At 51.5% G+C, this 17,903-nt stretch carries 16 protein-coding genes and 1 pseudogene; 12 read left to right on the top strand and 5 right to left on the bottom strand.

Features of this window, described 5'->3' with window-relative positions:
- The first annotated feature begins 203 nt into the window (after positions 1–203).
- Entirely contained in the window at positions 204–422 is a 219-nt protein-coding gene (locus ABIC79_RS20815) for a DUF7661 family protein (protein ID WP_013575645.1), read from the top strand.
- A gap of 502 nt (positions 423–924) precedes the next feature.
- Positions 925–1,167: a hypothetical protein gene (locus ABIC79_RS20810; RefSeq protein ID WP_225444888.1), complete on the top strand. Its 243-nt coding sequence runs from the start codon at positions 925–927 to the stop codon at positions 1,165–1,167.
- A gap of 93 nt (positions 1,168–1,260) precedes the next feature.
- On the opposite strand, the gene ABIC79_RS20805 is transcribed toward ABIC79_RS20810, so the two are convergent.
- Complete coding sequence (locus ABIC79_RS20805) at positions 1,261–1,617, bottom strand: nuclear transport factor 2 family protein (RefSeq protein WP_037034580.1); 357 nt, start codon at positions 1,615–1,617, stop codon at positions 1,261–1,263.
- A gap of 298 nt (positions 1,618–1,915) precedes the next feature.
- Positions 1,916–2,704 carry an arylamine N-acetyltransferase family protein gene (locus ABIC79_RS20800; RefSeq protein ID WP_354568351.1) on the bottom strand — a complete coding sequence of 263 codons (789 nt, stop codon included), beginning with the start codon at positions 2,702–2,704 and terminating at the stop codon, positions 1,916–1,918.
- Positions 2,705–2,802: 98 nt separating this feature from the next.
- Here ABIC79_RS20800 and ABIC79_RS20795 point away from each other — a divergent pair, with 98 nt between their 5' ends.
- Positions 2,803–4,239, top strand: a complete 1,437-nt coding sequence (locus ABIC79_RS20795) for an aminotransferase-like domain-containing protein (RefSeq protein WP_112152202.1) — start codon at positions 2,803–2,805, stop codon at positions 4,237–4,239.
- Positions 4,240–4,358: 119 nt separating this feature from the next.
- Here the strand turns inward: ABIC79_RS20795 and ABIC79_RS20790 are convergent, their stop codons facing one another.
- A complete protein-coding gene (locus tag ABIC79_RS20790) occupies positions 4,359–5,279 on the bottom strand; it encodes a DMT family transporter (RefSeq protein ID WP_121019195.1) in 921 nt (306 codons plus the stop codon).
- Positions 5,280–5,518: 239 nt separating this feature from the next.
- On the opposite strand from ABIC79_RS20790, the gene ABIC79_RS20785 reads away from it, so the two are divergent.
- The 5 genes and pseudogenes from ABIC79_RS20785 (at position 5,519) to ABIC79_RS20765 (ending at position 10,103) form a co-directional block, all read left to right on the top strand.
- The gene (locus tag ABIC79_RS20785) at positions 5,519–6,358 is read left to right on the top strand and encodes a transporter substrate-binding domain-containing protein (RefSeq protein ID WP_354568360.1); all 840 of its coding nucleotides are present in this window, start codon (positions 5,519–5,521) and stop codon (positions 6,356–6,358) included.
- A gap of 3 nt (positions 6,359–6,361) precedes the next feature.
- Positions 6,362–7,072 carry a 5-oxoprolinase subunit PxpB gene (pxpB, locus tag ABIC79_RS20780; protein WP_013576012.1) on the top strand — a complete coding sequence of 237 codons (711 nt, stop codon included), beginning with the start codon at positions 6,362–6,364 and terminating at the stop codon, positions 7,070–7,072.
- An 11-nt stretch (positions 7,073–7,083) separates the two neighbouring features.
- A complete protein-coding gene (locus ABIC79_RS20775) occupies positions 7,084–8,070 on the top strand; it encodes a 5-oxoprolinase subunit C family protein (protein ID WP_183065314.1) in 987 nt (328 codons plus the stop codon).
- A gap of 116 nt (positions 8,071–8,186) precedes the next feature.
- Positions 8,187–9,191: pseudogene (locus ABIC79_RS20770) on the top strand (IS110 family RNA-guided transposase).
- Between the two features lie 597 nt (positions 9,192–9,788).
- Positions 9,789–10,103, top strand: a complete 315-nt coding sequence (locus tag ABIC79_RS20765; protein ID WP_240432999.1) for an LbetaH domain-containing protein — start codon at positions 9,789–9,791, stop codon at positions 10,101–10,103.
- A 93-nt stretch (positions 10,104–10,196) separates the two neighbouring features.
- On the opposite strand, the gene ABIC79_RS20760 is transcribed toward ABIC79_RS20765, so the two are convergent.
- Positions 10,197–12,092 carry a diguanylate cyclase domain-containing protein gene (locus tag ABIC79_RS20760; protein WP_112152183.1) on the bottom strand — a complete coding sequence of 632 codons (1,896 nt, stop codon included), beginning with the start codon at positions 12,090–12,092 and terminating at the stop codon, positions 10,197–10,199.
- A gap of 164 nt (positions 12,093–12,256) precedes the next feature.
- The gene (locus ABIC79_RS20755; RefSeq protein ID WP_013576063.1) at positions 12,257–13,288 is read right to left on the bottom strand and encodes a helix-turn-helix domain-containing protein; all 1,032 of its coding nucleotides are present in this window, start codon (positions 13,286–13,288) and stop codon (positions 12,257–12,259) included.
- Positions 13,289–13,595: 307 nt separating this feature from the next.
- Here ABIC79_RS20755 and ABIC79_RS20750 point away from each other — a divergent pair, with 307 nt between their 5' ends.
- The 4 genes from ABIC79_RS20750 (at position 13,596) to gstA (ending at position 17,867) form a co-directional block, all read left to right on the top strand.
- The gene (locus ABIC79_RS20750) at positions 13,596–13,865 is read left to right on the top strand and encodes a hypothetical protein (RefSeq protein ID WP_013576064.1); all 270 of its coding nucleotides are present in this window, start codon (positions 13,596–13,598) and stop codon (positions 13,863–13,865) included.
- Between the two features lie 558 nt (positions 13,866–14,423).
- Positions 14,424–16,097 carry a putative bifunctional diguanylate cyclase/phosphodiesterase gene (locus ABIC79_RS20745; RefSeq protein ID WP_015690118.1) on the top strand — a complete coding sequence of 558 codons (1,674 nt, stop codon included), beginning with the start codon at positions 14,424–14,426 and terminating at the stop codon, positions 16,095–16,097.
- A gap of 124 nt (positions 16,098–16,221) precedes the next feature.
- Positions 16,222–17,088: a 4-hydroxy-tetrahydrodipicolinate synthase gene (dapA, locus tag ABIC79_RS20740; protein WP_354568346.1), complete on the top strand. Its 867-nt coding sequence runs from the start codon at positions 16,222–16,224 to the stop codon at positions 17,086–17,088.
- Positions 17,089–17,261: 173 nt separating this feature from the next.
- Positions 17,262–17,867, top strand: coding sequence for a glutathione transferase GstA (gene gstA / locus ABIC79_RS20735; protein ID WP_013576067.1), 606 nt, complete (start codon positions 17,262–17,264; stop codon positions 17,865–17,867).
- Positions 17,868–17,903 lie beyond the last annotated feature (36 nt).

The following is a 17,903-nucleotide window of genomic DNA, read 5'->3' as shown; positions in this document are numbered from 1 at the left end:
TAATGCTAATGCTAATGCTAATGCTAATGCTAATGCTAATGCTAATGCTAATGCTAATGCTAATGCTAATGCTAATGCTAATGCTAATGCTAATGCTAATGGCAGATTAAGGAAATGGGCGAAAAATAATAGTATCAGCTTAAAATAAAAAAACTCTGTGAATTTGTCACCTTTACTTTGATGAAAATGCCAGGAGATTAATAATGCTAATCTACAACGTTTTTGGACGACACCTTGGGATCAAACGTGAGGGGGAGCGCTGGCTGGTATTCCGCGCAGACCTGACAGAACGAAAATTTTCCCGGCTTTACGACATCGCAATTCCGAACGATCTGACAGAGGCAGAAATTCCAGGTTGGCTTGATGACATTTTACATGAGGCGGCAACAGAGCGTCATCCGGAGGTGAAGCGTGTCGAATAAGAAATCTGGCTTGCATACGTAAGTATCCCGCTTAACCGGAGCATTCACTAATAGAGATATTTTGTCACGCCATCCGGACACCGCCTCCTCACCATTGACAACTAATACGCTGTGCTGCTTGTCATGTCCGCCTCCGGCACAGTGAGAAGCGGACATCGTTTTTCGGTCAGGATACCTGCTATGATAAATTTTTGATGAAAAGGCATTCAATTGATAGAAATCGGCGAAGGTAATAAAAGGGAGGTGTGATGTTTACCCCAGAGTTTATTAATGATGAACATGGAGAGTTTCTACTTGTAGCCAGCCACAGCCTCGCATCCCCGGAATCTATAAAACTCAGTATTGCGTACAATATTGCCAGAATATCTTACGGACTATCACAGCTTCCATCGCACATTCGAACTTGCCGGGTCGTCTATGATATTAGAGGACAATCAATCCCTGACCAGGTCCTGGCCCAGGTCAGACAAGCGTTTGAGCAGGCAGCCATTGTGGAGTTTAAATGCTGATGGGACTTCAGTTAATTGTAAAAGCAGAGCGTAAGAAGATAGAAAAATCGTTGGGGTCACTTACATCAGAATGTGAAATATTCCCGGTCGCTGAAGACCTTTTCGGCATTTCAATTCCAGAGCGAATTCTCTCATCCGTGGGTGAAGATGTTGTTCTACAGAAACTTGAACAACTCAAGCGTTTTGACCTTTGGCAGGGGGCCTGGCAAGAACCCAAGCGACGTTGGCTTTGGTGAGTTTCAGCTTTGAGCGGGGAGCTGACATTGGCTTTTCATGCCTGTAAGAGATACCCACCGGGCTGATGGTTTTTTAGCGTGTCATTGCCAAAATTATACCGCACCCGCCTCTGGTGTTCCCTGATGGAAAGCCAACTCCCATTGCCCCTTGTCAGAATACACCCAGCAAGAAGAACGTAGGGATGCTCGGCTGCCGTCCGAATTAAACGTCTTGTAGTGCAGAATGGCGCAGTACTCTCCCATGCTGATCAGCCGGAAATCACTGCTAAGAATGATCGTTGGACTTAATTCGCCAGTCAAAGATGCTATCGTCTCCGCGCGGTCAACTATTACACCTGACCGTGTGATTTCCCGAAATTCGGGATGCAATATCTGTTCAAGCCATTTCCGATCATTCCGCCGGACACCGTGAAGACTGCATTCAAGTGCTTTCAGCTTTTCCAAGAGCATTTTTCTCCCCCTAATTGAACCCTGACAGTTGAATGAATTTATCATAATAACCAAGGCTAATCTTTAATGCCCCCGAGAGGTAACTTCCGCTTTTGGCACAGGAGTACCAAAGGGCAGCTACAAGCAAAGAGCAGACATTAATTACCTGCTCAATGAAGGGTCTATTAGCATCAGTGTTGCAATTGAATTAAAAACACCTCCAGACCATCCTGTGTTGAATGAGTCGTCTGCGACAGGTATACCAGCCAGCCCTCTGTATATTTCATGAGGATAAATAGAGGGAAGGCTGTGCTCAGGATTACACTGTCTTCCCGATGTATTGCGGTGCAGGCAGAGCAAAGCGGTTTTTCAGGACATGGGCAATATCGTCTTCCGTCAGTTGCTGCTTTTCTACGCCCTCTGCGGTGATCGTCTTCAGCACATTCCCTAGCAAAATCAGCCGACCCTCGGGGACGTGCTGCACGATCAGTAACTTCTGCACAAAGATGGCATCAGGATGGGTGGAGTTGAGGTAGTTGGCCGGGACGAAATCAATCCACTCCTGGGGTGACAGATCAAAACTGTATTGATTGGCCCATTCGCCCTCCACCTTCGCTTGTAGCAGGTACTCGTTATTACCGTCACGGATAAGTCGGAAAGTGTCGAAATCCTGTTCGATGTCGGTATCTGGCATGTCTATGGCGATCGGTGCGCGAATACCGTAGCTGCCGAACCCTAGATCGCAAAGCCACAGGCGGTCATCGACTTCAGCAATTAATGCCATATGCGTTTTCGGTCGGCGTGCCGGGTAGAACATCGGACGAGCTGCAACGAAACGGTAGGTAATACCTAAAGCGCCCAACGCCATTGCAAATAGCCCATTGACCTCATAGCAGTATCCACCACGACCTCGTTGTAGCAGCTTGTCTGCAATGTCTTCGGGTACCAGGGAGACGACTTTGCCAGCCTGTACATCCAGATTCTCGAAGGGCACCGAAAAGAGTTGATGACGCATGAGCGCGTGCAGCGTGGCGGTATCGGCGGCTGCATGCCCGGTGTAGTTTATACGACGGAAATAAGTCGAAAGGTCGAAGTTGTCGTTATGCATAATGCCTCCTTGATTGCTCGGGTTCGGCACTACTATAGAAGGGCCGCATTATTGTCTGTATAGTCAGATTTATCGAAAATCAGACTGTACAGTTCGCAATGTCCGTCCCACGTCTGTTGTCCCCACATTACCGCCGGATTGCTGAAATGCTGCGCCTTACCCTTGCATCAGGTGTATTGCGAGCCGGCGACAGGATGATCTCCGCGCGTAAACTGGCCGAACGCGAGCAAGTTAGCCTTCCAACGGCACTGGAAGCACTCCGTTGTCTGGAGGCCGAAGGCCTGATTGTTGCGCGTCCGCGTTCGGGCTACTTCGTTTGCCAGATAAACACACCTCAGAACATGCAGTCTTCCCATCATTTACCTGGCCCGGTCCCCGTGACAATGTCAGCAGTAGCCCGTTCGCTATTCAGCAGCGCAGAAGCCCGTCTGGTGCCGCTTGGCGCAGCGCTGCCCGATCCCCTATGGCTGCCAACAGATACGCTACAGCGGGCGTTGCAGACTGCAAGCCGTCGCCTGGACGCACACGGTCAGAGCTACAGCCTGCCGCCGGGAAGGGCAGACCTGCGCAGAAATATAGCCGTACGCGCTGCACAGTGGGGTGCCCGTTTTGGTCCGGATGATCTCGTCATTACGGCTGGCGCGACACAGGCACTGCGTCTGGCTCTGCGGGCTGTATGTCAGCCAGGTGATGTAGTGGCCATTGAGCAACCCGCCTACTTCGGTACGCTCCTGCTGCTGGAGGACCTAGGCCTCAAGGCATTGCAAATCCCCACGGATCCCGCTGAAGGCTTGTTGCTGGCACCTCTGGGTGAAGCTATTCAGCGCCACCGTCCCGCAGCCGTGCTGGCTTCGCCCACGGTGCAAAACCCACTCGGTGCCAGTATGCCCGTCACCCGCAAGCAGGAACTTGTTGCGCTGATTGAACGTGCAGGCATCCCTTTAATTGAGGACGATGTATATGGTGACCTCGCGGGTGAGGGGCAGCGTCCTCCGGCCTGCAAAGCCTTCGACCAGAGCGGGAGTGTGATTTACTGCAGTTCATTATCCAAAACCCTTGCCCCGGGCTGGAGAATCGGTTGGATTGCGGCAGGACGCTACCACACGCAGGTATTGCAGGCCCGCATGGCCGGGGATTGGGCAGGCGCACCGCTGCTTGAAGCAGCCGCGAGCGATATACTGGCAAGTGGAGACTACGAGCGTCATCTGCGGCGCCTGAAGCTCCGGGTCACGGAGGGAGTACACGCCGTTATCGCCCGGGTCAACGCAAGCTTCCCTCCGGGCACTCGTGTTGCCGTGCCGACAGCCGGTTTCTTGTTGTGGATAGAACTTCCGCATCCGCTGAATGCATTGGTGGTACATCGTCGCGCGCTGGCGCTGGGCATTGGTGTCAGTCCTGGCCTCCTGTTTTCCCCGGGGGCGGAATTTCAGAACTTCCTGCGGTTAAATTGTGCGAATGAACCCTCGCCCACCTTGCTCAATGCAGTGGAACAGATCGGTGCGCTTTGTCATGAACTGGCTGGTCAGCGCGAATGACTCATACATGCCTAAGTCCACACTAATCCCTCTGCTAAGGGTAAGCACACCCGTTTTAGTTCCACGCACGTTTGAGATATCCGGGAGGAAATCAGGATGCTTACCGCCCCCTTACTCCCCTACTTTGCTGATTTGATAATAGCCGTTCTGTTTATACGCCTCTCACTCAATAAGGCGAAAATTCCGGCTGCGGCCACGATTGACGCACCGGCCAGCGTGGAAGATGACGGAAAACTGTCGAGGAACAGAAAACCAAGCATCATCGACCAGACCATCGTGGTGTAATCAAAAGGCGCCAGCAGCGACGCATCGGCGTAACGCAGGCTCAGCGTAATCAGTATCTGTGCCATTCCGCCAAAAAATCCGCAACCGGTGAGCAGTAAAAGCTGCAAGGTGGTCGGGATTTTCCAGCCGAAGAAAATCGTCGCCAGACCAATCAGCATGGTCATCAGCGAGAAGTAGAAAACGATCGCGCCCGGTCTTTCGATGCCATTTAAAAAACGGATTTGCACCGAAGAGACGGCCGTACACATCGCCGCCAGCAGCGCCAGAATCACGCCCAGCCCCGCCGAAACCTGCTTAAAACTGCCCGACAGCAGCGAACCGCTGTCTGTCAGATGCGCCCACAGCATGACGATAATGCCGGTGAAACCGATGCCCACCGCCAGCCAGCGGGCTGCGTGAACATTTTCACGCAGTAAAACCGCGGCCATGACCACCGTAAATAGCGGCGCGGCGTAGCTTATCGCCGTGGCATCCGCCAGCGAGATATACACTAACGCCAGATAGTTAAAATACATTCCACCCGTGCCGGAAAAGCCGCGAATTAAATGGCCGAATATATTCTTCGTTTTAATTTGGGGGAAAACAGGGCCCTGCAATTTGAGCCAGATCAGCAGCGGGAATAAGGCGACGAAAGAGCGAAAAAATATCACTTCTCCGGTAGGTATATTTCCGCCCAGCCCTTTCACGCAGGCCAGCATTAATGTGGCACACAGGGCTGATAATATTTTTAGCGAAATACCCATTCTGGCGTTCATTATTAACCTTCGTTCCTGGTGAGCAGCGGGATGAATCTGTCCGCTATTCTGGCAGAGCCGCCTTTTTCCCGGTCATACAAAAAGCGTATCGCCATACAGGGTTTACTTCTTATACAACGCCAGGGTGAGCTTATATAGTCGGGCTGACTCATAAAGAAACCACAGCCAGTTTTGCTCACAGTGAGCCAGGGGAAGTTGTCGTCACACACTGCTAATTAAAAAATCCCGGAGAATGAATGATGAAACTGAAGTTACTGTCTTGTTCCTTGCTGGCGTTGCCACTGATGGCGGCCTTTTCCTCTGCGAAAGCGGATGTTCTTTCTGATATTCAGGCACGCGCTTCACTCAATTGTGCCGTGTATTCCGATGTGCCGCCGTTCTCGTCGCCGGATCCGAAAACGCGCCAGCTTGCGGGAATGGACGTCGATTTATGTACGGCGTTAGCCAAACAGATGGGCGTAAAACTCAATCTGATGCCGACGTCTATTGAAGCGCGTATTGCGGTGATCGCCACTGGCCGCGCCGACGTGCTGATTGCCAATCTGGCGTATACCAAAACGCGCGGCCAACAGATTCAGTTCAGCGATCCGTATTACGTGGCGAAAGAAGTACTGGTGGTGAAAAAGCCCAACGTCGATAAAACTCGTGCGGATTTTAAAGGCAAACGCATCAGCGCCACCAAAGGCACAACGTCTGAACAATCGATATATCTGGCAGGCGCAAAAGCCGTGACCTTCCAGGATGCTGCGTCGGCCTTTCTGGCGCTGGAACAGAACAAAGCGGTGGGCTTTGTGACCAACACCATGACCGCCATCAAAATGATTTCTCAGGCCGGAAAAGACGGCATTGAACTGGGGATGATCAAAGAGCCGATGGCGCTGGAGCCGATCGGCGTCGGCATGAAAAAGGACGAACCGGCATTGCTGGCGAAGGTTAACAGCAGCCTGAAAGCGATGGATGACGACGGCACCATCGATAAAATCTGGGATACCTGGATCGGGCCAAATACCGAATACAAAATGGTGCGCGAAGACAAAGTACAGCCGCTCTCCAGCCTTAAATTCGAACCTCTGGAATAACCGATGATCACTGCGTCGCACGAGGCGCCTTCCCGCGCCTCTTTTATTCTTGCCAGTCAGGGCGACAACATCAAAATCTCCACCATCGGCAGCCGTGCCTGGCTGATTGAAGCACCGGGAGATTTCGACCTGCCCGCCCAGCGCCGCATCTGGTCACTGGCGGTCGCATTGCGTGCGCGTGATGATATCGAATCACTGATCCCCGGCGTGACCAATTTGCTGGTGCTGTTTCGCCAGACACCGGCAGATTACGACGCCACCTTTGCCCTGCTGGTGGCCGCCTGGGAACAGGCACAGGCCGTTCATCCGCAAGGCAAGCTGATTGAAATTCCGGTGATTTACGGCGGCGAACATGCCACCGATCTGGACGCGGTTTGCCAGCATACCGGGCTTTCGCCGCGCGAGGTCATCCGCCGCCATTCTGAGGGTTGCTACACGGTGTTTTCACTGGGCAGCGCGCCGGGTTTTGGCTATCTCCACGGGCTGGATCCGTCTCTTGCCACGCCGCGTAAAAAAGTCCCCTCGCTGAATATGCTCAAAGGCACCGTGACCATCGGCGGCGCACAGACCGGGATTTCCGCGCTGACCGGGCCAAACGGCTGGAACGCCATCGGATTCGCCGAACTGACGCTGTTTGACCCGCAGGCAGAGAATCCTGCGCTGATGGCACCGGGGGACAGCGTGCGCTTTCTGCCAGAAAGGATTGAATTGTGACTGAACCAGCCGTGATTGAAATAGTGAAAACCGGCCCGCTGAATACTGTTCAGGACGCGGGCCGCAGCGGATTCCGGGATATCGGCGTGTCTGTCAGCGGCGTGATGGATCCGCTGGCGTTTCACGCGGGCAACATCATGCTGGGCAATGACGAAAACGCCGCCTGCATTGAAGTGCAGATGTTTCCGTTTAAGGTCCGGTTTCTCGCCGATACCAGCATTGCCATCACCGGCGCAGATTGCCGCACGAAGCTCGACGGTACAGATCTTCCGCCCTGGTGGGCGTGTTCCGTCCGCGCAGGGCAGGAGCTGGAAATGCAGTTCCCGCGTTACGGTGCCCGCAGCTATTTGTGCGTCGCCGGAGGCATTGACGTGCCGGTCGTTATGGGCTCGCGCAGCACCGCGCTGCGTGGTGGTTTTGGGGGTTTAGACGGACGACCGCTGGAGAAAAACGATCGCCTCGCGGCGGGTAAAAACACCGCATCTCCCCTGCCTGCGCAAGGTATGGGCATCGAGCCGCCGGAGATCGCGCTGGCAAACGTATTCCCGACCAGCACTGAGGGATGCGTGCAACTGCGGGCTATTCCCGCCGGAGAATATTCGCTGTTTGAAGCCGATCTTCCCCGCTTCTGGTCGCAGCCGTGGAAAGTGTCCCTGCACAGCAACCGCACCGGTTACCGCTTATCCGGCGCGCCGGTCACGCCCTCGAAAGTCATCGAAATGCGTTCATACGGTTTAGTCCCCGGCATCGTTCAGGTTCCGCCTGCCGGCGAGCCGATCATTCAGCTGGCTGACGCCAATACCGCCGGAGGCTATCCGAAAATTGCCGGAATTATTGAAGAAGATTTATGGCGTCTGGCGCAGGTTCAGCCCGGTCAGAGCATTCAGTTGATCAAAAGCGATGCACGCGAAGCCATTGCTGTTGCGGCGCAGATCAGCCAGTGGCTCACCCGCCTGCGCGATAGCATTATGCCGGTGAAGAAAATCATGGGGGTTTAAAATGCCCTATGGATGAAACAGAAAACGGGCCAGAAAAGGCCCGTTTAATAAGATGGTCACCCCCACCCTGTGAGCGGTACGCTGACAGGGTGTTTTTCTTTCTGAAGGGGATCATCATGCAAAACGTTACGCTCATCGGTATTGACCTCGGCAAGCATTCGTTCCATGTCCACGCTCAGGATAAAAACGGTAATGCATTGCTACGTAAGAAGTTTTCCCGCAACCCGTTAACCGCCTTTCTCTCTACTTGTCCCGCTTCTACCGTTGTTATGGAGTCCTGTGCGGGCGCCCATTTTATGGCCCGGCACATCAGCCAGTTCGGGCATCAGGTGAAGCTCATCTCTCCTCAGTTTGTCCGACCCTTCGTTAAAAGCAATAAGAACGATTTCATTGATGCCGGGGCTATCTGCGAAGCCGCATCACGACCTTCTATGCGCTTCGTGACTCCGCGAACCGAAGACCAGCAGGCTATGTCGGCGCTTCATCGCGTCCGTGACGCAATCGTCAGAGACCGCGTTAAAACCACCAACCAGATGCACGCTTTCCTGCTGGAGTTTGGCATTAGCATGCCGCGCGGCATCGCGGTTATCAGGCGTCTTGCCGCGGTGCTTGAAGAGCACGAACTGCCGCCTTATTTAGCGCGATTACTTATGCGTCTCCATCAGCATTACGCCTACCTCACTGAACAGATTGAAGAACTCGAACAAGAGTTAAAAACCCACATGGCGGATGACGATACCGCGCAGCGCTTGCTGACTATCCCCGGCGTTGGACTTATCACGGCAAGCCTTTTAGCCACGAAGCCTGGTGATGGAAAAAGTTATGCCAGCAGCAGGGACTTTGCTGCATCGACGGGGTTAGTCCCACGTCAGTACAGCACTGGCGGAAAAAGTACGCTAATGGGCATCAGTAAGCGCGGGGATAAAAATCTGCGACGTCTTCTGGTGCAATGCGCTCGCGCTTTTATGCAACGACCTGAACACAATCAGGGGCGGCTGGCTGACTAGGTGAAGGCCCAGCTCTCGCGGCATCACCCGAACGTAGTGGCCTGCGGGTTAGCCAACAAACTGGCCCGAATAGCCTGGTCGGTGACAACCCATCGCACAGCTTTTATCCAATAAAAAGAGCCAACAGGGACGAACTGTTAGCTCTTAGGCATTACGCAGTGACTTTCTGGTTTTGCGACGACCGATTATTGATGACATGAACGGCACAGCGACCTGCGGATGAACCTGACATAAAAAATGGCTCTTTGAAGCCGTCCGCTTTTTAAGGTTCTGCAGGCGCGGACTTCATCGTGGCGCGGGCAACGTAAGGTTGCCCATCAGACGCCGTATAGATTTAAGCAAGCCCATCATAAATCAAAATCAACGTTGCAAAAACGGGGGTGACCATAGATTTTTATGGCTGGAATTTGGGATAAGTATTCATTGTGTTAGGATTACGTAAGCGAGACTTACGAAAACGGAACCATCCTGATGCACGAAAATCACAGTCAATATAAGCAATTAACCCGCTATTTATCCGCCGATATTCTTAAGAACAAAAAGGATTTCTCATGGCGGCGGATAATCATCAGGTGCATAAAACAACCCCAGCACCGGTACATTTTCTGGTGGCGTATCGCAAGCTACTTATACGCGACGGACAGCCATTTCTGCAAAGCCCGCGCCCGTAAGATTAACTACTCGTTAATAAGAAAGTATGGCATCGAGATCATGCTGGGAACGCAGATCGGAGAAGGCATCAGGCTTCCTCATCTCACCGGTATCGTCATCAATCCTCATTGCATGATTGGGAAGAATGTCCGGATCCGGCAAAACACCACCATCGGCATTAAAGTGGATGAGGGGAAAAGACGTATAATCATTGGCGATAATGTGGATATTGGTGCCAATTGCTGCATTATCGGCAATGACATTACTATCGGCCACAATGTCACCATTGGTGCGATGTCGTTCATCAATAAGAACATCCCGGACAATGCCGTGTGTTATAACGAAAAAAGCAGCAAGATAATCATCAAAACGTAAGGAACGCCTGCCGTCAGCGAACAGCGTTTATCGCCTCAGGAATGTTTCATTTACTCGGTGTCCGGCCTGTATCGGTTTTTTATCCTAAATTTTTCATCCTAAATAATACCGGCCTTTTCCACTTTGTTTCGCGCGGTACATCGCGGCATCAGCCCGCGCCAGCAGCGCATCCGGCAGCAATGACTGGCGCGCGCGACCAATCGCTACGCCGATGCTGGCAGACAGCGCCACCGGGACACCTGCGATACACTCGATGGAATGCAGAGCACTCATCAGGCTGATGCAAATACGGCTGACGTCACTCTCAGTATTCATCAGCCCGCTCAACAAAACGGTAAACTCATCTCCCGCCAGACGCGCCACAATATCTTGTGAACGCAGATTTTCACGTAAGGTATAACCAAAAAACTTCAGGATTAAATCGCCGAATTCGTGCCCGTAGGTGTCGTTGTACGCTTTAAAATTATCAATATCCAAAAAGAGCAATGCGATATCTCTATCTGCTTTTTCTTGTTTTCCGGCGGCATGAATCAGTGACTGCTGGAACGCGCGCCGGTTTGGTAATCCGGTCAGTGCGTCATGATTTGCTTCAAATTCCAGCTGAGCCTGTAACGCTTTAATTTCACTGATATCGGTTGAAAGGCCGTAATAACCATTGCGAATATCGTCGCAGGGGATAAGCGTGGTATGCAAAACACCGCCTTTGGCATGATGGGAGTGATCCGACAATTCGATTTCGTAACTTACTGTCATTCCCTGCAAAGCCTGGCGAATATAGGGCTTAATTTTCTGATAGCTGTCATCTCCAACCACATCCCTGACCTGCTTCCCGCTGACCTGTGTCTCTTCGACGCCATACCAGTTGGCGTGAAAATGATTCACAAAAGTGTATTGTTCATTCGCATCAACATGGCAAATCAGCGCGGGAATGTTATCGGTGATGGCTCTGAGGCGGTTTTTGCTTTCCGTCAGTTCCCGTTCCCGGGTCAGACGCTGGGCGATTTCCTGATGAAGCTGATCCATCGCCACCTGCAACTCATAAGTCCGGTCGGCCACACGGCGTTCCAGATCCCCCTGCAGTGAATACAATGCCTGTTCGATATGTTTACGCTCAGTAATATCGCTGATGACAACAATGTAGTGATGGGCTTCACCGGTCACATTACGCACGAGTGAGGCCGTCAGAGTCACCCACAGCGTGCTGCCGTTCGCCCGCTGTAAAAGTTTCTCTATGCAGAAACTGTTTATTTCACCGGAGAGCAAACGGGGAATCAGCACATTTTCGGCATAAAGATCATCGGAATGGGTCACGTCATGCAGCAAACAGGCGCGCAGCTGATATTCGGCATAACCCAGCATATTGCACACCTGCGGATTGATGCGCAGCCAGCGCCAGTCGAGTCCGACTAAGGAGAAGCCGACGGCAGCGTGAGCAAATGTCTGTTCAAATAAAGCCTCAGTTTTCGCCAGATTATCTTCTACCCGCGCCGTGTACTGCCGGTTTTCAAGGTGAAAAATATAACTTTGTACCAGCGCCGTCATATCCAGCAAAGTCTGCTGTTCCTCCTCACACCAGTCCCTCGGGCGATCATCAATCAGGCATAACGCGCCCAGCGCCACACCCTCTTTTGAATGCAAGGCACAGCCGGCATAAAACACGATGTGAGGCGCGCCGGTCACCAGCGGATTATCGTGGAAGCGCAAATCGAGCCGGGCATCCCTGACAATCAGCGGACCGGGCTCGAGAATAGTATGACCGCAAAAGGAGGTATCACGGCAAGACTGATGAATATCAATGCCGGTGTGAGAAAGGAACCACTGGCGGTCCGCGTCAATCAATGAAACAACGACAGCCTTAGCCTGAAACTGCCGGGCGACCATCCGGGTAATACGGTCGATCTCCTCAATTCCGGGGGAATCCAGGATCCCCAGAGAAGCCAGTATGGCAAGACGAGCCTGTTCATCAACTGCCGGTTGAGGGACTAACATAATGCGCTCTCAATGATTACTGATGACTATTTCACCAAGTCTACTGTGTTTGGCCGGGAAAACGGCTCTGATTCCGCCTCGCAGAGGCAAAATCAGAATAATGACAGATCAGGAAATGCGTGAATGGTTAACACTTTTCGTACAAAAATGGGGCAATCAATGCATTAAAGCGAAGTCACCCAATTCACATGAGTGGCATCCGCCTGCCCCGATTGCTCAGCATCACGGCGGAATTTCTCCCGCATCTCAGAAGGCGTTGTGCCATAGAATTCATGGAAATAGCGACGTAAAGCGCTGGGTTCCAGGCCACACTGTCTCGCAATGGCGGCCAGACTTTGATCCGACATCGAAGAGGTTCGCAGGAGGCGCTTCGCCAGCAGTAAGCGCCGGCTGCGAATGAATTGCGCGATGCCGCCAAGCGGTTCAAACAGGCGATACAACCCTGAGCGCGAAATAGCAAAATCTTTGCACAGAATATCAATACTGATCGGCCTGCCGAGATGCTTTTCGATATACAGGCAAATGCGCTCAAGACGTGCACTTTGCTCAAACGGATGTTCCACCTTCTTCCCCGCCACCAGATGCAGTGTTTGCAGGAATACCGACGCCGCCCCCTCGCCAGTGCTCAGTACTTCCTGTTCGGTCATCTGATCAAACACCTGCACCATCGTCGCAAAATGATTGCGCAGAATGATGTTCACCGGTGAGGCTGCCGGAATACGCTTTCCGTGTAACGAGGCAATATCGACATTAAAATGCAGGCTGTGCTTGGGCATAATAATGTACTGATAAGAACCGAGACGCGGTTTCTGCTCGCCCGGATACACATGGATTTTAATCGGCTGCGACATATCCTGGATCAGGATATCCCCCTGGCTCAGCATGAACCGCTCGCCGAAACACTGGCAGTCCATCCCCCCGATAATCACAATGAAAATGACGATATGATCGGGCATCGAAAACAGGTTGCCGTACTGGCGATTGATATCGTGCTCACTGACAGTCAGCACACCGCCAATCACGCGGCCGAAGTTGTAGCCGGTGACGCTCCAGTCAAATTCTTCCCTGTTGCGATCCGGCAGTTCAAGTTTGAAACCTGCGCTGGACATTCCGTCTTCCCATTCGTAAAAACGGGTGTCGAAATCCTGATAAATGTTCGCACTATCAACGATCTTTCGTGATGATGAATCGCTCATTTACTCACCGAGAATTAAGATAATTCCTAAAAAGATAATCCACCACGGCCTGATAAATCAATCCTCAGCAGTAATTGGTAATACTTTTTCATCATAAAAAACTATTTTTTAGTCAGCCTATAACGTTTAAAAGACTGTAAAATCAGTCAGTAAATCGCGCTATTCAACGAATAGCGCTGGCAGGTTGTTCGCGATAATAATTTCAGGATCAGTTAATATCGCGAATAATAACCCGCTTTTTTCGGTTTACTCTCCTTCAAAAAAATCTACGTCAAATGATTGACTCCACTCATCCCGGGAGCGTGCGATGGTAAAAAGAAAGGTTCTGGAAGAGGGACGTCAGCTTAAAAGAATGAATGCCGAAACCCGCAGGCAGTCGCACATGCATAAGTGGTTCGCGATTGTGGCTGCTCTCGACTGTGTGCTGGTCATTTTTTATGATCAGGATATGCGCAATATCGTTTTCTCAGCGGGTGTCTGCGCGGTGTGCACCTACCTCTGGCTGAAAGGCCGTAAACAATCCCGCCGTTACCGCCGCGAATGGGATGAAAAATTTGGGACTAAAAAGCATCCCTGAGACTTCATGTCAGGCTGTTCTTCTTCCGTCGCCTTAGCGTTTATAAAGAAATTCCTAAATATGATAAAAGTGTTTCTGTCCTGCACGGATCATCAGTCACAATAACAGTTCGCATACCCGCCACACTCTTTCACCGATTTGTTATCACAGTCCTGTTAAGCTAATTTCCCCAGGACCGTATCTGTCGGCAGGTTATCTCCTGCTTCGGTTAGCTCTGAATTCGCAGAATAATATTCCGATGACGAACGATATCGGTATGGCATTCCGTGATGCCCAATCAGGATTCGGTCTCGCCCTTATTAATCCAGGCAGATCATGCTTTGTATCGGGCAAAATTCGCCGGTAAAAACCGCATTGAACTGAGTTGATCGTTATTCACCCGAATAATATATCGAATACCTTACTTAGGGCGTGATAACCGATTGAATTTTAAAATTTAAAAACAACGGTAATATTCTCATCCGATTGTGAGTAATAATTGCAAAAACAATCTGATGAGTTTACTGGCTAACAAACTGTGCCACATCACACTCATTTTCTGCTCGGGGTATTTAACTCATGCTTACAGATATTGCGATATGCCAGGCGGTTCTTGATGCTCTTCCCGAAGCGACAGTCCTTAAAGATAATGAGCGTAAACTGGTATTCCTTAATCAGAAAGCCAGCGAATTTTATGGACGTCCACGGGAAGAATTGATTGGTCAGGATGTTTCTTTTTTCACAGATCCTGAACAATCTGCCCGGCAGCGTGAGCGCGATATTGAAGTTCTGGAAACCGGAGAGAAAACGGTCAACGAAGAAACGCTGGTTGACCCGTCAGGTAAGCGACGCAATGTGCTGGTACGTAAATCCCGCGTCACGCTGGAGACACGGCATTTCATTCTGACCTCTATTATGGATATTTCGCTTTTGCGCAGTTCAGAAGCGCAGATCCGCTACCTTGCCCGTCATGACGTATTAACCGGCTTGCCGAACCGGACGGCATTGAGTGAAGAACTTAGCCAGATTGCCGCCCGGCGCATGTATCGCCCTGACCCCTGCGCCCTCTTCTTGTTGAATCTCAACGATTTCAATTACATCAACGACACATACGGCTATCAGGCGGGCGATGCCATTCTCTGCGAATTCGGCCAGCGTCTGCGTAATGAAGTCGGCAACAGCGGAACAGTTTCGCGCATCGGCGGCGATGAATTCTCGATTATCCTGCGCAATAATCCGACCAGTGAAATGGCCAATAATCTGGCGCTGGAAATACTGGTGATGATGCGCCAGCCGTTTACGCTGACGCGGGCTAATCCGATGATTACGATTTCATTCGGCATCGTGATGTTTGGTGCAGAGAATATTACCGCCGGCGAGATCATGCGCCGCGGGAATACGGCGCTGCTGGAAGCCAAGCAGCGCGGCAAAAATATGTTCTCGTTTTATTCTGAATTGCTCGATGCCAGCAGCGTCAGTAAACGCATTATGGTGAAAGCGCTGGCGGAATCACTGGCCAAAGAAGGTGACCTGACCTGTGTTTATCAGCCTATTTTACGCAGCCACGATGAGAAAGTCGTTTGCGTTGAAGCGCTGGCACGCTGGAACCACGGCGTGCTCGGACAAGTCTCGCCGGTACAATTTATCGCCCTGGCCGAAGAGACCGGACTGGTTATTCAGCTCGGTGAAATTGTTCTGCGGCAGGCGTGTCGGGATATCAGGAATTTTGAACGGCTCAATCTGGCGATCAACGTTTCTGCTGTTCAACTCGGTGAACCGGATTTCGGACCGCGTATTCTGGCGGTTCTGGCAGAGGAAGATTTCCCGCCTTCACGGCTCGAACTTGAACTGACCGAAACCTCAGTGATGAACGCCAACGGGATCAGCCTCAGCCATCTCGCTAAATTACGTCAGGTCGGGGTTAAAATTTCGCTCGACGATTTTGGTACCGGTTATTCCAGCCTCAGTTTGCTAAAAGATATCTCGGTAGACAGCGTGAAAATTGACCGTTCGTTTGTGCAGTACGTCACAGAAGTGAATGATACCGCCGCGATTGTTTCTGCCGTGTCTCAGCTTGGCAATAAAATGCATCTCAACGTCATTGCAGAAGGCGTTGAAAATCAGTTGCAAAAAACTTTCTTAGTATCAGCAGGTTGCTCGCACCTCCAGGGCTATCTGTTCTCGCGCCCCGTACCGGTAGAAGTGTTAAACACGTTACTGAGCAATGAAATGGACATGTTATCCAGTACGTAAACCATCTATTTATAAGCACCATAGATAACTCAAAACACCTTATTAATTCATTCAATTGGCGCTCGTCCCTGTTTTACTGACATGATCCGAGGCTGATAAATCACGCCGTTTAAGGAACTACATCATGTCATCGTTTTCAGGTATCTGGGTCCCGCTGGTCACGCCTTTTCATCAGGGTGAGATCGACTTTACTGCACTGAAATCATTGTGCACCCGGCTGCTCAAACGGGGCATTGACGGCGTCGTCGTCTGTGGTACGACCGGTGAAGCCCCGATGCTCACCAAAGAAGAACAACTGCAGGTTCTGGATGCTGTGCTGGAAGTGGTACCGGGTCATCAGGTGATCATGGGGCTGTCAGGCACGCATATGCCAGTTATCCGTGAAATGCAGGATGCGATTTTACACCGTCCTGTTGCTGGTTTGCTGATCCCCGCGCCTTACTACATCCGCCCTTCTCAGGCCGCACTGGTCGCCTGGTTTACGGAAATTGCAGATCACGCCACAGTGCCGGTGGTGCTTTACAATATTCCTTATCGTACTGGCGTACAGATGGAGCTGGACACATTCCGTCAGCTGGCAAAACATCCGCGCATTACCGCCGTAAAAGATTGCGGAGGCAGCATAGACCTGACGCTTTCACTGATTGCTGACGGCGACCTCGACGTACTGTGTGGCGAAGACGTGCAGATATTTTCAACCCTGAGCCTGGGCGGTAAAGGGGCGATTGCTGCCTCGTCGCATATTTTCACGGAAGAGTTTGTTCAACTGATTAAACAGTTCAAAGAGCAGGATATCGTTGCCGCACGTAAAACCTTCTTTGGCTTACTGCCAATGATTCGTCTGATGTTTTCTGCCCCGAATCCGGCCGCCATTAAGTTCGCGTTATCGCTGGACGGCTTGATGGATAACGAGCTGCGTTCTCCTATGCTGCCCGCGCCTGAAAACGTTGAACTGGCCGTGCGTGGCCTCCTGAACCTGCACTCGCGCTGAGAGCGTATATTTGATCAGAATATGAGTAACCGGACGCACTGTCACAATTAAAACACTGACTTTTGCTCCCGCCAGTTCTAGGATAGAAGCAGTTTTTATATAGTCCTATCGCCACCCTGTGAAACGGTAATGTCTCGCGGGGTCCGGCGGGTTGCTCATCCAATGGAGTGTTTATGAAACTGTATTATAAACCCGGAGCCTGTTCCCTTTCCCCTCATATCATCCTGCGTGAAGCGGGTCTGGACTTCAGCATTGAGAAGGTTGATCTGGCGACCAAGAAAACAGAAACCGGTGATGACTTCCTCGCAGTGAACCCCAAGGGGCAGATCCCCACGCTGTTACTCAATGATGGCAGTATTCTGACCGAAGGCGTGGCTATCGTGCAGTATCTGGCAGACCAGAAACCAGACCGTCAGCTGATGCCGGAACAAGGCACGCTGGCCCGTTATCACGCGCTGGAATGGCTGAACTACATTGCAACTGAGCTGCATAAAGGTTTCTCGCCATTGTTTAATCCGAAAGCCCCCGAAGAGTTCAAGACATTAACCCGCGAAGCACTGAGCAAAAAATTTGCTTACGTGAATACCGCCCTCAAAGACAATCATTTCCTGCTGGGTACGCGTTTCAGCGTGGCAGATGCTTACCTGTTTACCGTGATGGGTTGGGCGAAGGCACTGAAATTTGATCTGAGCGCACTGACGGAACTGAACGCCTACCTTGACCGCGTTGCCGCACGCCCGGCTGTTGATGCGGCTCTGTCGGCTGAAGGTCTGAAATAACCGCTTTCGTGGTGTGATCGCCAACAAAAACGCCCC

It is taken from the genome of Rahnella sp. 2050, assembly GCF_040544515.1.
Classification (GTDB): Bacteria; Pseudomonadota; Gammaproteobacteria; order Enterobacterales; family Enterobacteriaceae; genus Rahnella; species Rahnella aceris.
This window is presented reverse-complemented; position numbering and strand designations above follow the sequence as displayed.